Genomic DNA, 22,353 nt, shown 5'->3' on the forward strand with positions numbered 1-22,353 from the left:
AGCTCTTATTTTTTCTTTTTAAACTTAACTTTGATCGACTGTTTTACCATATTCGGTAAAATGTATTTCAGCTTATCTTCGGATGCGCGCATAACAGAAGCACCCGGAAGCTCTCTGTGCAGATGAATCGCATCAAACACACATCTTGTTGTGCAGACACCACATCCGATACATTTATTCGGGTCTACTACGGAAGCACCGCATGACAGACAACGGGAAGTTTCTTTCTTCACCTGTTCCTCTGTAAGGCTGGAAGACAGATCACGGAAAGTTTTTGCCTGTGCTTTTACATCCGCTTTCATCGGAATCTGACGGCTGGATGTATCGTACTCATCTACTTTGATATTCTCCTTATCCAGTTCAATAAAATCGCGGCGGTTACGGCCAATTGTCAATGTACAGTTTTCATGTACATAGCGGTGGAGGGAAATAGCTCCCTCACGTCCTGCTGCGATCGCATCAATGGCAAATTTCGGTCCGGTATATACGTCACCACCTACAAAAATATCCGGTTCTGATGTCTGGTAAGTAAGTCTGTTTGCAATCGCGCCACCATTCGGGCGAAGCTCTACATGAAGATTATCCAGCATATGTCCCCAGTCGATTGCCTGGCCTACAGAAAAGATCACATGGCGGCACGGAACTGTTATTGTATTATTCTCATCATATTCCGGTGAAAATCTTCCCTTCTCATCAAATACACGAACACATTTTTTGAAGAGAATACCTCTTACATGTCCGTCTTCTTCCAGAACCTCTTTTGGTCCCCAGCCACAATTCAGCTCAATGCCTTCTTCCAGTGCTTCTTCGATCTCTTCATTACTTGCCGGCATTTTTTCTCTTGTTTCCAGACAAAACATGGAAATCTTGGCATCTGTACATCTGCTGCTGATTCTTGCAGCATCAATCGCAACATTTCCTCCACCAACAACTACAACATCACCTTCCAGTGCAAAACTTTCTTTCGCACCGGCTTCTCTTAAGAAGTCTACAGCTGTATAGGCACCGCTGGCATTTTCTCCACTGATTCCAGGCTTTCTTCCCCTCTGACATCCGATTGCCGCGTAAAAGCCTTTGTATCCCTGTTCTCTTAATTCTTCAATCGTGATATCTTTTCCGACTTCAACACCACAGCGGATCTCTACGCCAAGCTGACGGATCACATCAATTTCCGCTGCCAGAAGATCCTTCTCAAGTTTATAAGATGGAATTCCATAGCGAAGCATACCACCAGGCTCTTCATTTTTCTCAAAGATCGTTGGTTTGTATCCGGTCAGTGCAAGATAATATGCACAGGAAAGTCCCGCCGGACCACCTCCGATGATCGCAATTTTTTCCTCAAATCCGCCTTTCAGTGAAGGAATGGTTTTCTTCGGAATATAGCGTGTCTCTGCATTCAGATCTCTCTCTGCGATAAAGCGTTTTACTTCATCGATCGCAACTGCCTCATCAATTGTACCTCTTGTACAGGCATCTTCGCAGCGACGGTTGCAGACATGTCCACAGACAGCCGGCAGCGGATTATCTTTTTTGATCAGTGCGAGAGCCTCATCGTATCGGCCTTCCTTCGCAAGCTGCAGATACCCCTGCACACCAATATGTGCAGGACAGGCTGTTTTGCATGGTGCTGTACCGGTGTCATAGCAGTTGATACGGTTTGTATCCCGGTAATTATGAGACCACATATGTTCTCCCCATGGCTGATCACCTGGAAGTGGCATACGTGGATATGTAATTTCGCAGCCTTCTTTGTCGCACAGCTTCTGTCCAAGTTTAACTGCGCCTGCCGGGCAGCTTTCCACGCATTTGCCGCAGGCTACGCATTTACTTTTCTCTACCTTGGCAATATAGGCAGATCTGGACATGTTTGGTGTGTTGAACAGCTGTGAAGTTCTGAGCGCATAACAGACATTCACGTTACAGTTACAGATTGCAAAAATTTTATCCTTGCCATCAATGTTTGTAATCTGATGCACAAATCCATTTTCCTCTGCCTGTCTGAAAATTTCCAGAGCTTCTTCTTTTGAAATATAGCGTCCGTCTTTCTGGGTCTCCACAACATAGTCTGCCATATCTCCAACCGCAATACACCAGCCTTCCGGATCATCTGCACATCCCTCATTATGAGTCAGACGGGAACGGCGGCAGGAACATGGACTGGCAGCATATTTTCCGTCATATTTTTCCAACCAGTAGGAAATATGTTCCAGGTCAATCGATTCATTCTCCATCTCGATCGCTTTTTCAACAGGAATTACATGCATACCAATGCCGGCGCCACCTTCCGGAACGAACGGTGTGATCTTCTCCAGCGGAAGGCGGGACATATGTTCAAAAAAAATTCCCATTTCCGGATTTGATTCCAGTACACTTGCGTTCATGTTGAAGAATTCTGCACAGCCAGGTACATACATTGGCAGAACATACTGCTTTTCATGTGCCGCATTTTCCCAGTTGTATTCCAGAAGACCTTTGCGTGACATTTCTTCCAGCAGTTCTTCACATTTTTTCTCTTCCAGGCCGGAAATCTTTACGATCTCCGGAAGTGTCTTCGGTTTTCTCACTCCCAGTTTCAGTGCCAGCTCTGCTTCCTCATCTGTAAGCACACCGGCCAGTCCCCAGTATTCCGGATCATTTCTAGTAATTTTTTTCAATCCTAATTTCTGCGGAATACGGTCTGTGATCTTTTTGCCCAGTTTCGCAATAGGCTTGCGAAAAGGTTCATTCTGATCCGGCACAAACTCCGGATATACATAATCCGGATACAGTTCTTTGTCGAGATCCTTTTTCATCTCTCTTTCCTCTCCTCTTTCCTTTATAATTTCCAGTCAGTAACCTGCCTGTGAAGCCAGTTTGTCCACACTTCCATGCCTTCTCCAGTCTTGGCACTGACCGGGAAAATTTCTGCTTTCGGATTTCTCTGATGAATATAATTCTTCACCAGTTCCATATCAAAATCAAAATACGGCAGTACATCAATCTTATTGATCAATACCGCATCACAGATTTCAAACATCAAAGGATATTTCAGTGGCTTGTCATGTCCTTCCGGAACAGACAGGATCATTACATTTTTAGAGGCACCCGTATCAAACTCTGCCGGACATACAAGATTTCCTACGTTTTCCAAAATTGCCAGATCCACATCTTCAATTCCCAGGCCTTCAATTCCCTGTTCTGTCATCTGTGCATCCAGGTGGCACATTCCACCGGTATGCAGCTGGATTGCCTTGACTCCCGTTTCAGCAATCGTCTGTGCATCTACATCTGAATCAATATCCGCCTCCATGACTCCGATGCGTAGCTCATCCTTCAGGACATTTATCGTTCCCTTCAGTGTCGTTGTCTTACCTGAACCAGGAGATGACATCAGATTCAGCAGAAACACACCTTTTTCTTTCAGTTTTTCTCTAAGTTTGTCTGCCTGTCTGTCATTGTCTGCAAACACATTTTCTTTGATTTCCAGAATTCTAACTTCTCCCACCTGCTCTAATTCCTTTCATTAAAATTTCTACCATCTGTTTCTTTGCCTGCTCATATGTCAGTTCATTCTGATACAATACATCTGTTTCCATGAAAGAATATACCGTACCCTTTACCATTGCCATCACAACTGGTATAGATACTTCTCTTATCAGTCCTGCCTCCATACCTTCTTTCAGATATTTCTGTGCCTGATCCCATCCACGGTTTACTGCCCGCATCAGATGCCGATATGGTTTCGGATATTTTTCTGACAGTTCATAGATCCGGCTCAGACCGATATTGTAGTATTTTTCCGGAAGCGCACACAAAAGCTTTTCAAGTTTCTGTATGACATCCAGACTGGTATCCTCTTCCAATTCTTTCCGCATACTGTCTAAATCAGCTGTATAATAGTCAGCCACAGCAACCAGAACCGCCTGTTTGCTTTCAAAGACGGTATATATTGTCTTTTTGCTGATTCCCAGCTGCTTCGCCAGATCATTCATTGTGAATTTCAAACCATTCTTTGAAAATTCTCTGATTGTTGCCTCAATGATTTTTTCTCTCATTTTTCCTCCGCCTGGAAACTCGGAAACTCTTTTCGGTTTTCTGGTTTCCATCATTGTATCATTTTGTTAATATATTTTCAATTTATATTATTAAATATTTTACCACTACACGTATCTCCTATTGAAACCCTTACACTTTCGTGATAGTATATCCCATTAGACATTACCATATATAGAAATTCAAGAAACAAAACAGGAGGAAGTATGAATCAAAAAAGTACATCTGCTCCCGTAGCAGAAAACAAAATGGGCACCATGCCTGTAGGGAAGCTTGTTCTAAACATGTCTCTGCCAATGATGATCTCCATGCTGGTACAGGCATTGTATAACATTGTTGACAGTATCTTTGTGGCCATGCTGTCAGAGAACGCGCTGACTGCCGTTTCCATGGCATTCCCTTTGCAGACACTTCTCATTGCGGTAGGTGCAGGAACCGGAGTCGGTATGAACGCACTGGTTTCCAAATCTCTTGGTGAGAAAAACTTTGAAAAAGCCAACCGTACAGCCGAAAATGCAGCTTTTCTGTACGGCTTAAGTTATCTGGTATTTCTGGTACTCGGACTTACTGTTGTAAGGCCTTTTTATGCAAGTCAGCTCCATGGTTCCGATCCTGAGATCATGAAATTCGGAATCGAATATCTCAGTACCGTTATGATATTTTCCTTTGGTCTTTTCGGACAGTTTTTCTTTGAGCGACTGCTTACATCCACAGGAAAAACCATTTTCAGCATGACTTCCCAGTTATGCGGAGCCATCACAAATATCATTCTTGACCCGATCCTGATCTTCGGTCTTCTTGGCGCACCGAAAATGGGCGTGACCGGTGCAGCTGTTGCTACAGTGATCGGTCAGTGTGTGGCCTGCATCGTTGCCGGGCTCTGCAACCACAGATTCAATCATGAAGTCCGGTTAAATTTCAGAGGTTTCCGTCCGGAGCCACAGATCATCGGACATATTTATGCAGTAGGTATCCCGTCCATTATCATGCAATCCATCAGCTCTGTCATGACCTACTCCATGAATCTGATTCTTGTAAACTTTACAGTTACAGCAACTGCTGTATTTGGTGTGTATTTCAAACTGCAGAGCTTTTTCTTCATGCCTGTATTCGGGCTGAACAACGGAATCACACCGATCATTGCATACAACTACGGTGCCCGCCATCGAAAACGTATGCTCAAAACGGTTAAGGTCAGCATGTTCATTGCATTCTGTTTTACTTTTGTAGGCTTCCTTGCCTTTGAGTTTATCCCGAAAACTCTTCTGGGACTTTTCAGTGCTTCTGATGATATGCTCTCTATCGGTGTTCCTGCACTTCGCATCATTGGAATCCATTATCTGATCGCATGGTTCTGTATCATCGCAGGAACTGTATTCCAGGCACTGGGAAAAGCTGTATTCAGCATGATCGTTTCTATTATGCGTCAGCTCTTTGTACTGATACCTGCTGCCTATATTCTTGCTTCCGTTGGCGGACTCCACGCAGTATGGTGGGCATTCCCGATCGCAGAGGTTATTTCACTGATCGTATCAGTAACTTTCCTGATGATCATAAACAAAAATATCATTCAGAAAATTCCGGAAGCATAAAAGCTTCTCATATTTCTCACCACACAGAAGCAGCCTGTATTTTCCATCTGAACAACGGAAAATACAGGCTGTTTGTTATTATAATGCTATTTTTACAGTTCTTTCAGCATTTCAGCAAGCTCTTTCATATACTTTGGAATCAAAAAGCTCTGCGGGCAGTGGTCTGTACAGGCTTTGCATCCGATACATGCAGAAGGAAGTTTCTCTTCCGGAAGCGCTTTCAGATGTGAAAGTCTCCATGTGCCACCAATTTTTGCCTCATTATAATTCTTAAGAAGGAATGGAATATCCAACCCTTTTGGACAGTTCGGTGTACAGTAACGACATCCTGTACAGGCAACTGCAACGGATTCTCTCTGGATCTTAGCTGCTTTTCGGATCAGCTTCTGATCATCCTCTGATAATATCCGATTCTCTGAAAATGTACGGATATTGTCATCTACCTGACCTTCTTCTGACATTCCGCTTAAGACTACCTGAACCTGATCAAGGCTCATTACCCAACGCATAGCCCAAGATGCAAGTGATGCTTCCGGTTCTGCTGCTTTGAGCTCTTTTGCAGCTTCTTCCGTAAGATTTGCAAGAAGACCTCCATGCACCGGCTCCATAACCATCGCCGGGATATCTGCTTCTTTGAGAATCTCATAAAGCTCCTTTGCATCGCCATAATACCAGTCATAATAGTTCAACTGGATCTGCACGAAATCCCAATCATATAATTTAAGAGCCTTTTTCAGTGTTTCCGCACTTCCATGGAAAGAAAATCCCAGATACCGGATCTGTCCACTTTTCTTTTTTTCATCGAAAAATTCCACACATCCACTTTTCAGCATTTCATCTGCAAAATGATCCTGAATTCCATGAAGCAGATAAAAATCGATCCGGTCCATATTCATGCGCTTCAGCTGTGTATCAAACTGTTTCCGGTAATCCGGTTCTGCCTGGAAATTAAACTTATCCGTAACATAATAGCTGTCTCTTGGATACTCTGCCAGTGCTTTTCCAAGAAATTCCTCAGACTTGCCGCCATGATAAATATAAGCTGTGTCATAATAATTGACCCCCTGCGCCATACATTTATCAATCAGTTTTTTTGCGGCATCATAATCAATACAGGAATCATTTCCTTCCTGCACCGGAAGTCTCATTGCTCCCATTCCCAAACGGGAAAGCTTGATTCCATCTTTAAATTCTTTATACTGCATATGTTCCGCCTCCGTTCGAAGTTGTTTCAATCATTCTGCTGTTTCAAAAATCATTGCATATAATTATACAGAATTATATAAAGTTCAGCTATGACTTGATAAAATCAAATAAATCGACTTCATTTAATCTTATTCTGTTTGTCAAAACACTCATCCACCATAGCAACAATGTCTGCGTCAAGCCATCCTTTTTCTGCCATATCCTTCAAAATGCCGTAAGCTTTTTCATGCGGCATTCCCTGCTTATAAGGCCGGCTTTCTGTCAAAGCCTGATAAATATCCACACACGCCATGATGCGTTCCTGTGTATTCAGCTCAGAGGACTTTTTCCCAAAGGGATAACCTGTACCATCAAGACGTTCATGGTGAAATGCAGCCCAGTCGCGTATTTCTTCAAAATCATCAATTTCAGACAGGATATAATATGTATATGCTGCATGATGTTTCATAACGGCAAATTCTTCATCTGTCAGCCGCCCTGGTTTTTCCATGATTTCATTTCCAATGGCAATCTTTCCGATGTCGTGCAGTGCCTTGATCTCGTCAAAGCTTAACTCCTGTTTTTTCCCTGGTACAGATATTCTGTGCTGTTTTCACCCCAGGTCTTTGAAATTTCTTTAAAAAAATCCTCCACATATTCAGCCGGAGCAGAAAGCCCTATGCGGGACTGAATCTTGTGCTCTCCATCTCTGTTATCCGTGCGCGGTTTTAATAATACAGCATACTGCCCTCTCTCTTCGTAGTTGTAACGGACCATCAGAATATTGGCAGATTTCGAGCTGCCCATCGCCCCGTATCGGAAATAAAATTTTGCCATTTTTATTGTTTCTCCGTTGTTTTTTATTTTATCTTATCTTCTTCATCCCCCACAAAAACCCCTTCCCGCACCGTACATCCACATCCCGGAAGTGATTTCCTTCATTCCATTCCAGCGTGCAGTCGATTTTTTCATTTGTGATGTACCAATCACTGGCCTCCCTGATGCAGTTTCCCACCTGTGCCATCACTGCATTCCGTGTCTTTTCTTCACGGTCTCCAAGACTTAAATAAATATGTCCTGTTCTGATCGGATTTCGCTTCATATAGTCCAGCCATTCCGGAAACCAGACGGAAGGTGACATGGCTGCAATTGCGGAAAATTTCGTAGAAAGTTCTGGCTGGTATGCGCTCCACAGAACAAACAGTCCGGCCAGAGAATATCCGCCCAGAATAACCGGAATATCTGGATTATTTTCTTCCAGATTATATTTTCTTTTCATTTCCGGTATCAGAGTTTTTTCTATAAATAAAAGTGTCTCCCCGGCACCATTTCCGAAACTTTCTTTTCCAAATACAGCCGGTGCGTGCCAGGGTGAAAGATCATGATTCCAGTCCTTTACCAGAAAGGAAACCAGAAGAAAACTTTTTTCTGTATGAGATTCCATAAACTGAACCTGCTGTTCCAGCATCTGCGCGTGGGGCTCATTGACCGGCTGGATCAGCAGATACTTCGGATTCTTTTTCTCATATATGTAGCAGGAAATTCCGTTGATCATACAAATTTCTCTTTCCATAAAATCTGATTTCCTTTCCCTTTTTCGCAGCCAAGCAGGCTTTACCTCTGATTCAGTGCTCTCCACCTCTGAATCCGGAGATCACCTCCAGCATCCGATCCATATCCTGTGGTTTCTCGATAAATCCGTTCATTCCTGCTTCTGTGCTTAAGTCTCTCGCTTCCTGGGATACACAGGCTGTCATGGCTATGATCGGAACGGTTTCTGCATCTGATTTTCCGGATAGACGGATGCCCCTGGCAGCATCGTATCCGTTCATCACAGGCATCATAAGATCCATACGGATCACATCATAGGTTCTCTCAGGTGCATCCGTGAATTTCTTTACAGCCTGCTGCACAGCCGCTCCTGCTTTTTTTCTGTTTTCTTCCAGAATCTGCGGATCCTGACATTTCCGGTTCATTTCTAGAATTCCCATGATTCCGTTTAATGGTGTCCGCATGTCGTGAGACATGTTATTGAGAAAAATCTGTTTGGCGCGTCCTGCCTGATGTGCTTTTTTCAGAGCTTCCTGCTCTTTTTCAAGTGCCTGCTGAAGTTTCTCGCTATGCTCAGTTTCCAGTCTGGTCTGTTTCTTCATTGACATATATCTCGTAACAAAGATTGCCACGATCAGAAGTCCGAATAACACTGCCGCACCATAAACCAACTCTTTGTGACTTCGCAGAAAATCGTCGGTGGTGTAGACAACAATATCTCCCATATATTTGTAAGAGTAATTAATGCCGTATTCTTCTCCCAGCATACTGATTCCCTGGTTTAATACCCAGAGAAGATCACTGTTTCCGAAATTCACACCAAAACAGATCCTGTTTCCTTCGGCCATAGGAAGAAGGGTAAGCTTTTTATCTTCTCCCACAAGCTTTACCGACCGGAGTGCATCCATAACTGTACTGGAAGCCTCGCCCTTTTTTACTTTACGAATACATTCCTCCGTACTGTCGCAGAGAATGATATCTGCCTCCGGAAAATGCTCGATCGTATAATAATACTGCAGCTGATTGTTCTCGTTCACTGCGATTCTGGAATTTTTCTCTTCACTGTATTTTCCTGTGTAGACCAGATCGATCGCAGAATTCATGATAGCCGTGCTCTGCTGAAAACCGTTTTTTTCCGCATAATTTGTCTCTTCGCCCACAGGAAATACCATATCGATCTCATTATTTTTTAATGCTTCGATCATTTTTTCCTGATTGTCGAAGCTCTGGTAAACAATCTCCGGTTTATAATCTCCGGGCAGCACATTAAAGAGCTCTTCCAGGATATCTTTTATGACACCGGTCACTTCACCACTTTTGCCGGTATCGCTGTACGGCAGATAATGATTCAGATAACCGACTGAGATCTTCTTGTGTGCATCCAGCCATTCTTTTTCCTGCTTGGAAAGAAATTTACCAATGGAGGAATCTGCCATATATTTACTCCGAAGCGAATCCAGATAAAGGGAATCCTGGCTGTTTATAATAGACAGAGCCTCATTCAGCTCCACTAAAAGATCCTGGCGTCCTTTGGAAACACACAGATAGTACGGGCATTTGCCTATCATCTCGATCGGAGCAATACCGGAGTAGGAGGATACGATATTGTCCGCGCTGACAAAACCATCAATCTTTCCCTGATTAAAATCCTTTGAGCATTCTTCCAGATTTTTGTAGCTGACAACCTCTATATCTGCCTGTGTTTTCCCCATCCATTCGTCCAGTGCAGCTTTCATTTTTAAGTCATCTGTGATACCGATCTTTTTTCCGCTGTAAGAAGAAATATCTCCGCCTGTTATAGACGTATCCCGGCTGTCCACATAAATATAAAAAGTCTCCTTCAGCATTTCGTACTGCGGATACAGAACCTTATCTTTCCGATCCGTTTCATAGGAAACACCTGCCAGCAGATCAATCTCCCCATTTAAAAGCTTCTCATAAAGCTCCTCCCATGTGCCTGGAACATACTGATATTTCCAGCCTGTATAGGAAGAAACCTTCTGTATATACTCATAAGCATAGCCTTTCCGAAGAGAAGTATCTCCATCACCTTCCTGAAAATTCTCTGCCTGATAATAGCCGATCTTTACTGTCTGCGAAGGATCTTCGGAAGCATTTACTGTTTTCACGAAAAATCCCTCAAAGGCCAGAAGCCCGGTCAGTACAAATAAGCACAGCCACAGAAATCCGGCTCCCTTAAAATCTATTTCTCTGAATCTTTTCTTTTGCACATTCATACGCACATACCCCCTGCGTTTCGATACTCAGCATCCCCTGTTATCTTCATCCGGATCTCGCGGATAAAATCTTCCATATACTTTTGCTGTTCTTTTTTGTAGTACTCCAATTAATCAGGTCTACTCTCTATAATAGTTAGCTTCTTATTATATCATGCGAACCGCAAAAATTAACAAATTTTATCAAAAAAATCTCCCAGTATTTTCTTTTTTTATTGCGTCACAAGAAAGTTTCCTGTATAATCAACGTAATAATTATAATAACGCAAAGTACAAAGGCGTACAGCACACATATCCCGTGTCTGTACGCCTTTGTGTCTGGTAAGAGTTCACTTAAGGAAAAGGAGGAGTTACTATGATAAATGCAATCGGAAATGTAATCAGCCAGATTGACAGTCTGGTATGGGGCTGGTGGATGATCATCCTGCTTCTTGGCACCCACATTTTCATGACCATCCGTACCGGAGTGATCCAGCGAAAGATCGGTACTGCTATCCGTCTCTCCGTTACCAAAGACACCGGCGCGGAAGGTGAGGTCAGCCAGTTCGGTGCTCTGACAACTGCCCTAGCTTCTACCATTGGAACCGGAAACATCATTGGCGTGGGAACTGCCATTGCCCTCGGCGGTCCCGGTGCAGTCCTCTGGTGCTGGCTTACCGGTGTATTCGGAATCGCCACAAAATACAGTGAATCCCTTATCGCTGTAAAATATCGTGTCAAAACCAAAGACGGCCGTATGCAAGGTGGTGCCATGTATGCGCTGGAACGAGGACTTCACATGCGCTGGCTGGGGCTGCTCTTTGCGTTCTTCGGCGGATTTGCCTCCTTTGGAATCGGATGTGCCACACAGGTCAATGCCATTGCCACTGTATGCAATGAAAATCTCCATATCCCGCCTGCAGTCATCGGTGTTGCTGTTGCAGTTCTCACTGCTCTCGTTATCTTTGGCGGCATCAAATCCATCGCAAATGTCTGCGAACGCCTTGTTCCATTTATGGCATTTTTCTATGTGATCGGATGCATCATCATACTTGGTATTAATTTTGATCTTATCATTCCTGCCGTAAAAACCATCTGCAGGCTTGCATTTACCCCGGGAGCCGCTGCAGGCGGTCTTGTGGGACGCGGTATTATGATAGCTATGCAGTATGGAATCGCCAGAGGACTTTTTTCCAATGAATCCGGTATGGGTTCTGCTCCTATCGCTGCTGCCGCCGCTCAGACAAGAAACCCGGTACGTCAGGCACTCGTTTCCAGTACCGGTACTTTCTGGGACACTGTTGTGGTATGTCTGATGACCGGTCTTGTTCTTGTAACCAGCATTATGAAAAATCCTTCTATCGACATGGGAAATATCACCGACGGCGGCGTTCTTACCACCCTTGCTTTTCAACAGATCCCGGTTCTCGGCCCTGTGATCCTGGTTGTCGGAATCATTTCCTTTGCCTATTCCACGGTTCTTGGGTGGGCCTATTACGGTGAACGATGTGTGGAATATTTTTCCGGCAAAAAAGGACTCATTCCTTATCGTATCCTGTACGTTCTGGTAGCTGCCATTGCACCTGTGATCTCCCTGAATCTGGTATGGACCATAGCTGATATCCTGAATGCCCTGATGGCGATTCCCAACCTGATCGCCGTGCTGCTCCTGTCCAATGTGATCGTCAGTGAAACAAAGAAATATATTCATGATCTTGATGCCCGGGACGATACACCGATTGAAATAATCGATAAATAAATTATTCAAAAAAATAACAGCTTCTTTCTCTGCTGCGTTTCATGCAATCAGTAAAAAAGCTGTTATTTTTATTATAAGATACCCTGATTTTTCATCTCTTCCGATACAGCAAGATATTCTTTGCTGTTTTCCAGAATACCAAGTTTTTCTTCCCAGGTAAGGTTGCGTTTGATCCTGGCCGGACTGCCCATAACCAGGGAGCCATCCGGAACTACCGTATTCTTGGTGACAAGGCTTCCTGCTCCTATGATACAGTCATTACCGATCTTCGCTCCGTCAAGGATCACTGCTCCCATTCCGATCAGAGTCCGGTCACCAATGGAACATCCGTGAATCACAGCGTTATGTCCTACTGTGACATTATTTCCGATGTGAACCGGCATACCGTGACTCACATGAACGGTACAGTTCTCCTGAATATTCGTCTCCTCGCCGATCACAACCGGAGCATCATCACCACGGATCACGGCATAATACAGCACACAGCTGTCACGGCCAATCGTCACATCTCCTACGATCACAGACTGCCGGGCGATTCTGGCACCCTCTGCGATCTTTACATCTTTATAGTTCATTTCGATTTTCCTCTAGTTCAGAAGCTCTCTTACCATATCCGGGGTAAAGGTCACTGCTTTTACATGATCTACCTCGATCTGATACAGTGCATTGGCTGCAATATGCTCTGCTGCCTGCTCCAGATCACGGATTCCTGTGGTATCTGCAAATTTCTCGATCACTGCATCCAGCGCTTCGTCTGTCACAATACATTCTTCCGGTTTCAGGCTCATGCGTTTGAGAACCTTCGGAAGCGCAAATCTTGAGAAGATGATCTTCTTTTCTTCCGGTGTATAATCCGGGATATCGATCACTGCAAAACGGGACATCAAAGGAGCGCTGATCTGTGACTTATCATTGGCTGTTGCGATCGGATAAACACCAACAGTCGGAACCATACATTCCATATAGTTGTCAGTAAATCCAAGATTATCCAGAAGAGTCAGAAGTACATCTGCCGGATTTCCGTTGCCTTTGCCTGAGGCTGCCTTATCAAGCTCGTTGATGATAAATACCAGGTTGGATTCTCCTGCCATGGAAAAAGCCTCCATGATGATTCCAGGTTTCGCGTTGGCATAAACACGTGAGCTTCCGGTAAGCTGTTCCGGATCATTGATGGAGCTCATATCCAGTGTGGTCCACGGCATCTTCAGGATTCTCGCAACTGCATAGGCGATCTGGGATTTACCGGTACCTGCCGGTCCCACAAGAAGAAGTCCGTAAGCCGGAAGTGTATGGGTACGATTGATCTGAATAATCGTCTCGATGATTCTCTGTTTTACACGCTCCATTCCATAAAGCTCTTCATCCAGGATACGGCGTGCTTCCTTCGGGTCAATAGATTCAAAGTAATTATGCTTCCACTGAATGTTCATCATAATGGAAAGCGCTCTCTGTGCATGGCGTCTCTCCTCCTGGGAAACCTCGTGGGAGCGGGCCACTGCCAGATTTCGTCTTGCCCAGAGGCGGATATTATCCGGCATGGTTTTTCCTGCACAGGTCATAAAGTCCGTAATACTCTGGATGCTGGTCAGCTTCATATCGTCGCCGTCCTCATCCTCGTCTTCATCCTCATTTACTTCTGCCGGTGCGCTGCTTGCAAAAAGACGGTCGATCATAAACTGGAGAAAACCATCCTCTGCTGAAAGCTTGGTTCCGCCACCGAATGCGATCTCACGGATCTTGTAAACGGCATAGCCCTCTTCTGTATTCTTTCCGGAAAGACGGATATTGATATGATTCTCTCCGAGCCATTTGATCAGGCTTGTAAAACGGGAATCGATCTTCAGGATGTCTGCCGGAAAAACACCGTCCTCTTCCTTAAATTCAAATGCGGTCTGTTTCGCAGGATTGGAAAAATATCCGCAGGAATGATGCTTCCATTCTCTTCTGCTGTTGTCAAGGATCAGTACCGGTTTCTCCGGTGTGGCTTCTGTCTCGTTAGAACGGAATGTTGTATATGTACACTGGCTCTTCGTCTCATTCTTATCTGCCGGTGCTGCGCTGAAATCAAAAACTGGCATATTTTTTACTCCTCTTTCTCTGAAAAATATCTTTATCCAGTTTATCACGGATTGGAGATCTCAACAACTGCTGTTATGATTTTTTATGCATTTTTTTGCATAAAATTTCTGCTATACGTTGTACAGCTTCCTGAACCTCGATAATTTCTTTCTTCGTGATCCCATCTTTGTGAAAACCACCCGTGCAGATAACTCTCCGATCCAGACTAGCGGCAATCTTTTCTGACAGCCACCTGCATATCGCCTCATCTTTATGTCCCGGAAAATTCAGGACAGAGGATGTCGCACTTACTGAACCGTCTCCTGTGAGGGATTTCCTGGGTTCTGTCTGAACCACACAGCCCAGGTGCGGCCGGTCACCGCCCTGCAGGCAGATGAGTACATCTTCCCCAGCAAATCCGGCGCTGACCTCAAACCGGCAACCGGCTGCTTCCGTCTGTTCTGTTACAGTCCATTCCATCTTCGGTACTCCTTTGCCTCTATGCCAAATGGCTCCAGAAGCTTCGCCGCAATGTGATATGTCATGTCGTCGATCGTCTCCGGTTTATGATAAAAGGTCATCATCGGTGGAATGATCCGTACCCCCGGAAGCATGGACAGTTCGTAAAGGTTCCGAAGATGTATCCCGCTTAAAGGCGTTTCCCTGGCGGCCAGCACCAGGGTTCTCTGTTCCTTGATCGTCACATCTGCCGCGCGTAAGATCAGATTGTCCGCATATCCGCTGTGGATTCCGGCAATAGTCTTCATGCTGCAGGGAACTATGAGCATACCTTCTGCCTTAAAAGAGCCGCTGGCCGGTTTTGCCCCGATCTCTTCCGGATTGAATACATGATCAGCCAGTTTCTTCACCTCTTCCGGTGTCCAGGTGGTTTCCTGCTTAAGTGTCAGCTCTGCACTGGGACTCATGATAAGACCGGATTCATACTCCGGATTCTCCCGGATGATCTCCAGACATTTTATGAGGAGGGGCAGACCACTTGCACCTGTCGCCCCCACTACGATTCTTTTTTTCATTTTTTCAGCCATCTTTCCGGATCCAGCTCCATAAAACGTGCTCTGTGAAAACGGTCTTTCAGATCATAAGGTACGGTGCAGTCAAAAATTGTTTTGCATGCAATTCCGTGATCCCGGATGCTCGTAGAAAATGCCGGATCATTGGAAGGATCAAGAGGATGGCATCTTACCCCTGGGATCGTAACTACATCCACATCACCCTGGAATCTCGTATTCATAGCCCAGAGTACATCGTTCATGTCAAAACAGTCCACATCTTCATCAACCAGGAACACATTTTTCAGCTCACTGAACGCAGAAAATGCCAGAAGTGCTGCTTGGCGCTGTCTTCCTTCATCACTTGGTGAAAGCTTCTTAAACTGCAGGACTGCCATATATTTTCCGCCGCCTGCACTGCTGCAGTAAACATTCTGGAGTCTTCCGGGCATTGCTTTTTCCACCATGCCGTAAATGCTGGCTTCTGTAGGGATTCCTGCCATGGATACATGCTCTTCACTTGGTCCGATGCAGGTCTGCATGATCGGATTTTCACGGTGTGTCACTGCTGTTACTTTGATCAGCCAGCACTGGTCACTTGCAGGTCCTGTGTATCCCGGAAATTCCGGCATCGCATATCCGGTGTTGCTGTTCTGGTCTTCTTTTACACGGACTCCCGGAATCACTTCACCTTCAATAACATATTCCGCATTGGCAATGGCTTTTTCTTTTACTGTCACACATTCGCAAAGCTCTACCGGCTCTCCACGCAGCGCACCTGCTACAGACAGCTCATCATATCCAAGTGGTGTTGTCGGTGGCTCAAAACAGGAACCGATCTCAATAGCCGGATCCACACCTATGCTGATAGAGATCGGAAGCTTTTGCTCAAGCTGTTCCGCACGCTCTGCCATGGCTCCGATATGTCTTGCTCCCGGAGTAAAAAAAATCGAGAGCTCGTCTTTTCCCTGAATGCAGAGACGGTGAATAGTTACATCATGCACACCGGTATCCGGATGGGTTGCATAGCACATGCCAAGTGTGATATACGGGCCTGCATCATCCGGCGTATTGGTCGGTGCCGGAACAAGATTATAGAGATCAAAATCCGGATCTGTTGCTTTGTGCACGATCTGCTGGCACGGTGCTGCTCCTTTGAAATCTACAGGTGGAATAGGATTTTCCACACTTTTGCAAAGCATCTTTCCCAGATTTTCCGGCTCAGTGTCCAGCAAAGCTGCCACTCTTTTTCTGCTCGCCAGAAGTCCGATGGCTACTTTTGCTCCCGGATGTCCTTTCACATTATTAAAGATCATGGCCGGTCCTTCTTTTGTCGGACGCTTTACTGTTCCGCCTGCGCCTACATAACGGTAAACACCTGCAAGCTCCGCCATCGGATCTACTTCCACATCTGTATCAATAAACTGATCTGGCATCTCACGCAAAAGTGCCAGTGCGCTTCTTAAGTCTTTTACTTTCTCTGCCATTAAAAAAACCTCCTCTGATTTTCTTATATTTATTTTATCTCCTTTGAGCATAGCGAATCAATTCTTTCTATGGTATAATTGTTTCCATATTGGAATGAATTGTGTTATTCATACTTGAAAGGCAGGTATTTTTCATGACCTTTGAACAGATTGATCTTTTTATCTGTGCAGCTCAGTCTACAACTTTTTTTGATGCTGCGGAAGCTATGCATACTTCCCAGTCTGCCCTTTCCAAACAGATCATGAAACTGGAGAAGGAACTTGAGACCACTTTATGGGATCGGAGCCGACGCCGTGCAGTCCTTACTCCCGCCGGAGAGTTTTTTTATAAGGAGGCTTTAAAAATATCCGGACAGTACCATCGTTCCCTGGAGTCACTGTCCCATTTTAAGGACAGTAAAGAACATGGGCTTCGGATTGGTACACTTCCGTTTCTTTCCCAGTATCATCTTACTTCACAGATCCACCGCTTCTGTGCAGAGCATCCCGAAATTCCTTTTTCTCTGAAAGAGGTAGAGGATCAGGAGCTTCTGTCCGGACTTGAAGATGAACAGTTTGACCTGATCCTTGCAAGAAAAAATATGCTGGATCTGAAACTCTGCCATTTCTGCCTTCTCACAGAGGACCGGATTTCTGCTGTATTTCCCACCTCACATTCCCTTGCAGAAAAAGAATCCGTTTCCCTGAAAGAGCTTTCTGGAGAGACCTTTATTCTGATGCCCCCTCATACTTCCATATACAGGCTTTGTATGCAGAGCTTTCACAAGGAGAACCTTCATCCACAGATCGTCCGGACTGCACGTGCAGAATCTATTGTCAGTGCTGTGGAAGCCGGAGAAGGAATCAGCCTCCTTACAGAAAGCAGCTTTCGTCTGTTCCGTCAGCCATTGCTTACTGCTGTCCCGGTTAAAGGGCTGGAAAAATTGTCGATTGGAATTGCATACAAAAAAAAGAGACCTGTTTCGGTCTCTGCAAAAACTTTTCTTGATTTTATGTCTGGAGCGCAGCAATAGTGCTGCGCCCCGATCCGATCAAAATCCCAGCAGCATTCCCACTGTATGTACAAGAAATGCTACCACCCAGGCTGTTGCACACTGCAAAAATGCAATGCCCACGGCAGCACGCACAGTTCCCATCTCTCTTCGCACGGTTGCGATTGCTGCAACACATGGGGTATACAGAAGTGTAAAGATCAGGAATACGTATGCGGTAAATGGCGTGAACAACGTAGTCAGAAGCGCTGTTTTTCCGCCAAGGAGAACAGTCAGCGTGGACACAACGCTCTCTTTTGCCATAAAGCCTGTGATCAGCGCTGTGGAAACTCTCCAGTCACCAAATCCCAAAGGTGCAAAAATCGGTGCTACAACACTGCCGATCATAGCCAGAAGACTCTGATCTGTGCTGGATACCAGGCGCAGTCCTGCACCGAAATTCTCCAGGAACCATACGATCAGTGTTGCCGCAAAAATAATAGTAAATGCCTTCTGGATAAAGCCTTTCGCTTTTTCCCAGATCAGCTGTCCGACACTCTTGGCAGAAGGCAGACGATAGTTTGGAAGCTCCATAACAAAAGGTACCGGTTCCCCTTTGAACTTCGTTTTTTTCAGAACCAGCGCATACAGGATTCCACAGATGATTCCTGCAAAATACAGGCTGATCATTACAACACCTCTCCACTGCTTCGGGAAAAAGGCGCTGGTAAGGAGTCCATAGATTGGAAGCTTCGCACTGCAGCTCATAAACGGTGTCAGAAGGATCGTCATCTTCCTGTCACGCTCACTTGACAGTGTCCGTGTTGCCATGATTGCCGGTACCGAGCATCCAAAGCCGACCAGCATCGGCACAAAGCTTCGTCCGGAAAGTCCGATCTTACGAAGAAGCTTATCCATCACAAAGGCCACACGAGCCATATATCCGGTGTCTTCCAGGATCGACAGAAAGAAAAACAGGGTAACGATCGTCGGAAGAAATCCGATCACGCTTCCGATACCGCTTAAGATTCCGTCAACAACAAGGGAATGCAGTACCGGGCTGACACCAGCCGCTGTAAGTCCCTTACCGATAAGAGCGATCACCCAGTCTACACCCATCGTCATCCAGTCCGAAAGCCATGCTCCCAGATAATTGAAGGTCATCACAAATACAAATGCCATGATTCCTATAAAGCAAGGGATCGCTGTATATTTACCGGTAAGTATACGGTCAATCGCCACACTACGTTTATGCTCCCGGCTCTCGGCAGGTTTTACTACGGTTTTGTCACAAAGCTTCTCGATAAAATTAAAACGCATATTCGCAAGAGCAGCTTCTCTGTCAAGTCCGCCCTCCTTCTCCATAACGGATACCAGCTCATTGAGAACCTTTTTTTCGCCCTCAGGCAGTGCCAGCCGTTCCTCGATCAGACGATCCTTTTCCACGATCTTAGTGGCTGCAAAACGCACAGGCAGATCGGCTTTCTTCGCATAGGGCTCGATCAGATGAACCGTTGCATGAATACACCTGTGAACCGATCCCACAGGATCCTGCGGTGACTGGTTATCTGTACAGAAATCAATTCTTCCCGGTGCCTCTCTGTGCCGCGCCACGTGCATCGCGTGATCGATCAGTTCATCAATTCCCTCATTCTTCACAGCTGAGATCGGAACCACCGGAATTCCAAGAATTTCCTCCAGCTCATTGATACGCACAGAACCGCCGTTGGCCCGCACCTCATCCATCATGTTCAAAGCCAGAACCATGGGAATTCCAAGCTCCATCAGCTGCATGGTCAGATAAAGATTCCTCTCAATATTGGAAGCATCTACAATATTGATAATTCCCGAAGGCTTCTCATTCAAAAGAAAATCTCTCGTTACAATCTCCTCATTGGAATACGGAGAAAGCGAATAAATCCCGGGAAGATCCGTCACCACAGCCTCCGGATGCCGCCGGATCGTTCCCTGCTTCTTATCCACAGTCACACCCGGGAAATTGCCTACATGCTGATTAGAACCTGTAAGCTGATTGAAAAGCGTCGTCTTACCACAGTTCTGATTACCCGCCAGAGCAAAGCTGACCGGTTCCCCACGGGGAATCGTATCACCGATCTTGTTCCGTCTGTAATCTCCAGCCTTTCCAAGCTCACCCACGCCCGGATGCGCGATCGGCTGATGCCGTTCACTCCCCCGGGGCTCCTCACGGACATTCTCCGTCTCCACGATCTCAATCTTCGCAGCCTCCGCAAGCCTCAACGTCAGTTCATACCCCCTAAGCTCCAGCTGAACCGGATCCCCCATAGGAGCCCTCTTCCGAAGAGCCACCTCCGTCCCAGGCGTAAGTCCCATATCCAGAAGATGATGCCTAAGCTCACCCTCCCCATGGACACTGATAATTCTGCCACACTTACCCGTCTTTAATTCATCCAGTGTCATATCTTCACCTCATCATAAGTACAATCTACATGGTCAATACCCATATACGTATCACCACTGCTATAAATGTATCACACTTCAAGTTATTTGACAATAACCGAATATTTCCGATAAGTTTATTAAATAAAACACTATTTTATATGTTATTCTAATTTAACAATGATATTCTTTCTCATTAAAACACAAATCAATCGAATATTATTTTTCAGCCAATCAAACTCAATCCACTTCCACCACACAGACACACAAATATCTCATAAATTCCAGGGAACAGGCATGCAAAATTCGAACCAAACTCAGAGAACAGGCATGCAAAATCCACTTCAAATCCAGACAACAAGCATACAAAATTCACACAAAATCCAGGGAACAAGCATACAAAATTCACACAAAATCCAGGGAACAGGCATGCAAAGCATGCCGCCTTCCCGTCCCCACACAAAAAAAGACACAGACGACAAAAAAATCATCGTCTGCGTCAACAAATTGCTTCTAGCGTGCCCGGAAAAGGGGAGCGCGAGGGGGAAAAACGGGCTTCGCAACTGTGAGTGCTTTCCCCCTCGCAATGCTTTCCCCCTCGCATCATCACTCCCCAATCAACCAATTATACATCTCTTCATACTGCCTAGCAGAATTACTCCATGAGAAGTCCGCTGCCATAGCACGGTCAACCATCTTATTCCACTCACGCTTCTTATCATAATATACACTCTCTGCATAACGAACCGTTGCAAGCATCTCATGTGCATTATAATTCACAAAGGAAAATCCTGTTCCGGTTCCCTCGAATTCATTATACGGAATAACCGTATCCTTCAAACCACCTGTCTCTCTGACGATCGGAAGTGTTCCGTAACGAAGGCTCATCAGCTGGCTTAAGCCACATGGCTCAAACAGTGACGGCATCAGGAACGCATCAGATGCAGCATAGATTCTGTGAGACATTGCCTCATCATAATAGATCTGTGCGGAAACCTTGCCGTGATATTTCCAGTCAAAGTGGCGGAACATATTCTCGTAACGCTCCTCACCTGTACCGAGAGCAACGATCTGTACAGCATCCTGGCAGAGCTCATCCATAACATATGCGATCAGGTCAAATCCCTTCTGATCTGTCAGTCGTGATACGATACCGATCATCATAGCCTTCGGATCCTGCTCAAGTCCCAGATCCTTCTGCAGCTGGATCTTATTCTTGATCTTCTCCTTACGGAAGTTTCTTGCATTGTAATTTCTGGTGATATTCGGATCTGTCTCTGGGTTGAATTCATTATAATCAATGCCATTTACAATACCACGAAGACTATTAGCCCTGGCATTAAGAAGTCCGTCAAGCTTCTCACCATAGAACGGGGTCTTGATCTCCTCAGCGTAGGTATTACTTACTGTGGTGATCGCATCTGCAAATACCATACCACCTTTCAGGAAGTTGGCATCCTTATATGCTTCCAGCTTATCCGGTGCAAAATAATAATCAGAAAGTCCTGTGATATCCTTAACAGTCTTAACGTCCCATACACCCTGGAATTTCAGGTTATGTATTGTCATGATCGTCTTGATTCCACGGAAGAATTCATTCTGCTGGAATGAATCATGAAGATATACCGGCACAAGACCTGTCTGCCAGTCATGGCAGTGAATGATATCCGGTCTGAATCCGATCACCGGAAGCACCGATAATACAGCCTTGGAAAAGAAAGCGAATTTCTCAAGATCCCACGGTGCACTGTCATACGGTTTCGGACCGCTGAAATAATATTCATTGTCAATAAAGTAAAACTGGATTCCGTCATATTCCATCTGCATGATTCCGACATAACAGTTCTTAAATCCAAGATCCATATAGAAATGAGTCACATACTCCATTTTATCTTTCCATTCCTGTTTCATACAGGCATATTTCGGTAAGATCACGCGGATATCAAAATATTTTTTGTCAAAGCACTTAGGCAGTGAGCCGGCAACATCAGCAAGTCCTCCTGTTTTGATAAAAGGCACAGCCTCTGATGTAGCAAACAGAATTTTTTTCATCTGTATTCCCCTCCCTGGGTAC

At 45.1% G+C, this 22,353-nt stretch carries 17 protein-coding genes and 1 pseudogene; 3 read left to right on the forward strand and 15 right to left on the reverse strand.

Going from position 1 to position 22,353, the window contains the following annotated elements:
- Positions 1 to 5 precede the first annotated feature (5 nt).
- The 3 genes from WMO28_RS01470 to WMO28_RS01480 are packed head-to-tail and all read right to left on the reverse strand — an operon-like array spanning position 6 to position 4,034.
- Positions 6 to 2,792 (reverse strand): FAD-dependent oxidoreductase, encoded by a 2,787-nt coding sequence (locus WMO28_RS01470; RefSeq protein ID WP_349055824.1) that lies wholly within the window; start codon positions 2,790 to 2,792, stop codon positions 6 to 8.
- A gap of 23 nt (positions 2,793 to 2,815) precedes the next feature.
- Complete coding sequence (hypB, locus tag WMO28_RS01475) at positions 2,816 to 3,484, reverse strand: hydrogenase nickel incorporation protein HypB (RefSeq protein ID WP_349055826.1); 669 nt, start codon at positions 3,482 to 3,484, stop codon at positions 2,816 to 2,818.
- Complete coding sequence (locus tag WMO28_RS01480) at positions 3,471 to 4,034, reverse strand: TetR/AcrR family transcriptional regulator (protein WP_349055827.1); 564 nt, start codon at positions 4,032 to 4,034, stop codon at positions 3,471 to 3,473. The genes hypB and WMO28_RS01480 overlap by 14 nt, the downstream gene beginning before the upstream one ends.
- Positions 4,035 to 4,238: 204 nt before the next feature.
- On the opposite strand from WMO28_RS01480, the gene WMO28_RS01485 reads away from it, so the two are divergent.
- A complete protein-coding gene (locus WMO28_RS01485; RefSeq protein WP_349055828.1) occupies positions 4,239 to 5,624 on the forward strand; it encodes an MATE family efflux transporter in 1,386 nt (461 codons plus the stop codon).
- Positions 5,625 to 5,716: 92 nt separating this feature from the next.
- Here the strand turns inward: WMO28_RS01485 and WMO28_RS01490 are convergent, their stop codons facing one another.
- The 5 genes and pseudogenes from WMO28_RS01490 to WMO28_RS01510 all read right to left on the reverse strand — a co-directional run bounded on the left by WMO28_RS01490 (position 5,717) and on the right by WMO28_RS01510 (position 10,597).
- Complete coding sequence (locus tag WMO28_RS01490) at positions 5,717 to 6,829, reverse strand: aldo/keto reductase (RefSeq protein WP_349055830.1); 1,113 nt, start codon at positions 6,827 to 6,829, stop codon at positions 5,717 to 5,719.
- A 119-nt stretch (positions 6,830 to 6,948) separates the two neighbouring features.
- Positions 6,949 to 7,362: pseudogene (locus tag WMO28_RS01495) on the reverse strand (HD-GYP domain-containing protein); the annotation flags it as partial.
- Positions 7,363 to 7,379: 17 nt separating this feature from the next.
- Positions 7,380 to 7,646 carry a hypothetical protein gene (locus WMO28_RS01500; RefSeq protein WP_349055831.1) on the reverse strand — a complete coding sequence of 89 codons (267 nt, stop codon included), beginning with the start codon at positions 7,644 to 7,646 and terminating at the stop codon, positions 7,380 to 7,382.
- Between the two features lie 28 nt (positions 7,647 to 7,674).
- Complete coding sequence (locus WMO28_RS01505) at positions 7,675 to 8,382, reverse strand: alpha/beta hydrolase-fold protein (RefSeq protein WP_178645183.1); 708 nt, start codon at positions 8,380 to 8,382, stop codon at positions 7,675 to 7,677.
- Between the two features lie 52 nt (positions 8,383 to 8,434).
- Positions 8,435 to 10,597, reverse strand: coding sequence for an ATP-binding response regulator (locus WMO28_RS01510; RefSeq protein ID WP_349055832.1), 2,163 nt, complete (start codon positions 10,595 to 10,597; stop codon positions 8,435 to 8,437).
- A gap of 355 nt (positions 10,598 to 10,952) precedes the next feature.
- Between WMO28_RS01510 and WMO28_RS01515 the strand changes: the two genes are divergently transcribed.
- Positions 10,953 to 12,335, forward strand: a complete 1,383-nt coding sequence (locus WMO28_RS01515) for an alanine/glycine:cation symporter family protein (protein ID WP_349055833.1) — start codon at positions 10,953 to 10,955, stop codon at positions 12,333 to 12,335.
- Between the two features lie 71 nt (positions 12,336 to 12,406).
- Here the strand turns inward: WMO28_RS01515 and WMO28_RS01520 are convergent, their stop codons facing one another.
- From WMO28_RS01520 to WMO28_RS01540, 5 genes are all read right to left on the reverse strand, one after another.
- The gene (locus tag WMO28_RS01520; RefSeq protein WP_349055834.1) at positions 12,407 to 12,910 is read right to left on the reverse strand and encodes a gamma carbonic anhydrase family protein; all 504 of its coding nucleotides are present in this window, start codon (positions 12,908 to 12,910) and stop codon (positions 12,407 to 12,409) included.
- Between the two features lie 12 nt (positions 12,911 to 12,922).
- Complete coding sequence (locus tag WMO28_RS01525) at positions 12,923 to 14,413, reverse strand: AAA family ATPase (protein ID WP_178645187.1); 1,491 nt, start codon at positions 14,411 to 14,413, stop codon at positions 12,923 to 12,925.
- Positions 14,414 to 14,486: 73 nt separating this feature from the next.
- Positions 14,487 to 14,873, reverse strand: coding sequence for a prenylated flavin chaperone LpdD (gene lpdD, locus WMO28_RS01530; protein ID WP_349055835.1), 387 nt, complete (start codon positions 14,871 to 14,873; stop codon positions 14,487 to 14,489).
- Complete coding sequence (locus tag WMO28_RS01535; protein ID WP_349055836.1) at positions 14,858 to 15,427, reverse strand: UbiX family flavin prenyltransferase; 570 nt, start codon at positions 15,425 to 15,427, stop codon at positions 14,858 to 14,860. The genes lpdD and WMO28_RS01535 overlap by 16 nt, the downstream gene beginning before the upstream one ends.
- Complete coding sequence (locus WMO28_RS01540; RefSeq protein WP_349055838.1) at positions 15,424 to 16,890, reverse strand: UbiD family decarboxylase; 1,467 nt, start codon at positions 16,888 to 16,890, stop codon at positions 15,424 to 15,426. The genes WMO28_RS01535 and WMO28_RS01540 overlap by 4 nt, the downstream gene beginning before the upstream one ends.
- Positions 16,891 to 17,024: 134 nt before the next feature.
- On the opposite strand from WMO28_RS01540, the gene WMO28_RS01545 reads away from it, so the two are divergent.
- Complete coding sequence (locus tag WMO28_RS01545) at positions 17,025 to 17,903, forward strand: LysR family transcriptional regulator (protein WP_349055839.1); 879 nt, start codon at positions 17,025 to 17,027, stop codon at positions 17,901 to 17,903.
- 18 nt (positions 17,904 to 17,921) lie between these two features.
- On the opposite strand, the gene feoB is transcribed toward WMO28_RS01545, so the two are convergent.
- Both feoB and glgA read right to left on the reverse strand, forming a co-directional pair.
- The gene (gene feoB / locus WMO28_RS01550) at positions 17,922 to 20,300 is read right to left on the reverse strand and encodes a ferrous iron transport protein B (RefSeq protein WP_178645192.1); all 2,379 of its coding nucleotides are present in this window, start codon (positions 20,298 to 20,300) and stop codon (positions 17,922 to 17,924) included.
- A gap of 585 nt (positions 20,301 to 20,885) precedes the next feature.
- The gene (gene glgA, locus WMO28_RS01555; protein WP_349055841.1) at positions 20,886 to 22,331 is read right to left on the reverse strand and encodes a glycogen synthase GlgA; all 1,446 of its coding nucleotides are present in this window, start codon (positions 22,329 to 22,331) and stop codon (positions 20,886 to 20,888) included.
- Positions 22,332 to 22,353: the final 22 nt, after the last annotated feature.

Source organism: Blautia aquisgranensis (assembly GCF_040096615.1).
GTDB classification, from domain to species: domain Bacteria; phylum Bacillota; class Clostridia; order Lachnospirales; family Lachnospiraceae; genus Blautia_A; species Blautia_A aquisgranensis.

Bases quoted from the DNA above. Each gene is read 5' to 3' on its own strand.
- WMO28_RS01470 (WP_349055824.1), bottom strand. From the start codon at position 2,792: ATGAAAAAGGATCTCGACAAAGAACTGTATCCGGATTATGTATATCCG.
- WMO28_RS01480 (WP_349055827.1), bottom strand. From the start codon at position 4,034: ATGAGAGAAAAAATCATTGAGGCAACAATCAGAGAATTTTCAAAGAAT.
- WMO28_RS01485 (WP_349055828.1), top strand. From the start codon at position 4,239: ATGAATCAAAAAAGTACATCTGCTCCCGTAGCAGAAAACAAAATGGGC.
- WMO28_RS01490 (WP_349055830.1), bottom strand. From the start codon at position 6,829: ATGCAGTATAAAGAATTTAAAGATGGAATCAAGCTTTCCCGTTTGGGA.
- WMO28_RS01500 (WP_349055831.1), bottom strand. From the start codon at position 7,646: ATGGCAAAATTTTATTTCCGATACGGGGCGATGGGCAGCTCGAAATCT.
- WMO28_RS01505 (WP_178645183.1), bottom strand. From the start codon at position 8,382: ATGGAAAGAGAAATTTGTATGATCAACGGAATTTCCTGCTACATATAT.
- WMO28_RS01510 (WP_349055832.1), bottom strand. From the start codon at position 10,597: ATGAATGTGCAAAAGAAAAGATTCAGAGAAATAGATTTTAAGGGAGCC.
- WMO28_RS01515 (WP_349055833.1), top strand. From the start codon at position 10,953: ATGATAAATGCAATCGGAAATGTAATCAGCCAGATTGACAGTCTGGTA.
- WMO28_RS01520 (WP_349055834.1), bottom strand. From the start codon at position 12,910: ATGAACTATAAAGATGTAAAGATCGCAGAGGGTGCCAGAATCGCCCGG.
- WMO28_RS01525 (WP_178645187.1), bottom strand. From the start codon at position 14,413: ATGCCAGTTTTTGATTTCAGCGCAGCACCGGCAGATAAGAATGAGACG.
- lpdD (WP_349055835.1), bottom strand. From the start codon at position 14,873: ATGGAATGGACTGTAACAGAACAGACGGAAGCAGCCGGTTGCCGGTTT.
- WMO28_RS01535 (WP_349055836.1), bottom strand. From the start codon at position 15,427: ATGAAAAAAAGAATCGTAGTGGGGGCGACAGGTGCAAGTGGTCTGCCC.
- WMO28_RS01540 (WP_349055838.1), bottom strand. From the start codon at position 16,890: ATGGCAGAGAAAGTAAAAGACTTAAGAAGCGCACTGGCACTTTTGCGT.
- WMO28_RS01545 (WP_349055839.1), top strand. From the start codon at position 17,025: ATGACCTTTGAACAGATTGATCTTTTTATCTGTGCAGCTCAGTCTACA.
- feoB (WP_178645192.1), bottom strand. From the start codon at position 20,300: ATGACACTGGATGAATTAAAGACGGGTAAGTGTGGCAGAATTATCAGT.
- glgA (WP_349055841.1), bottom strand. From the start codon at position 22,331: ATGAAAAAAATTCTGTTTGCTACATCAGAGGCTGTGCCTTTTATCAAA.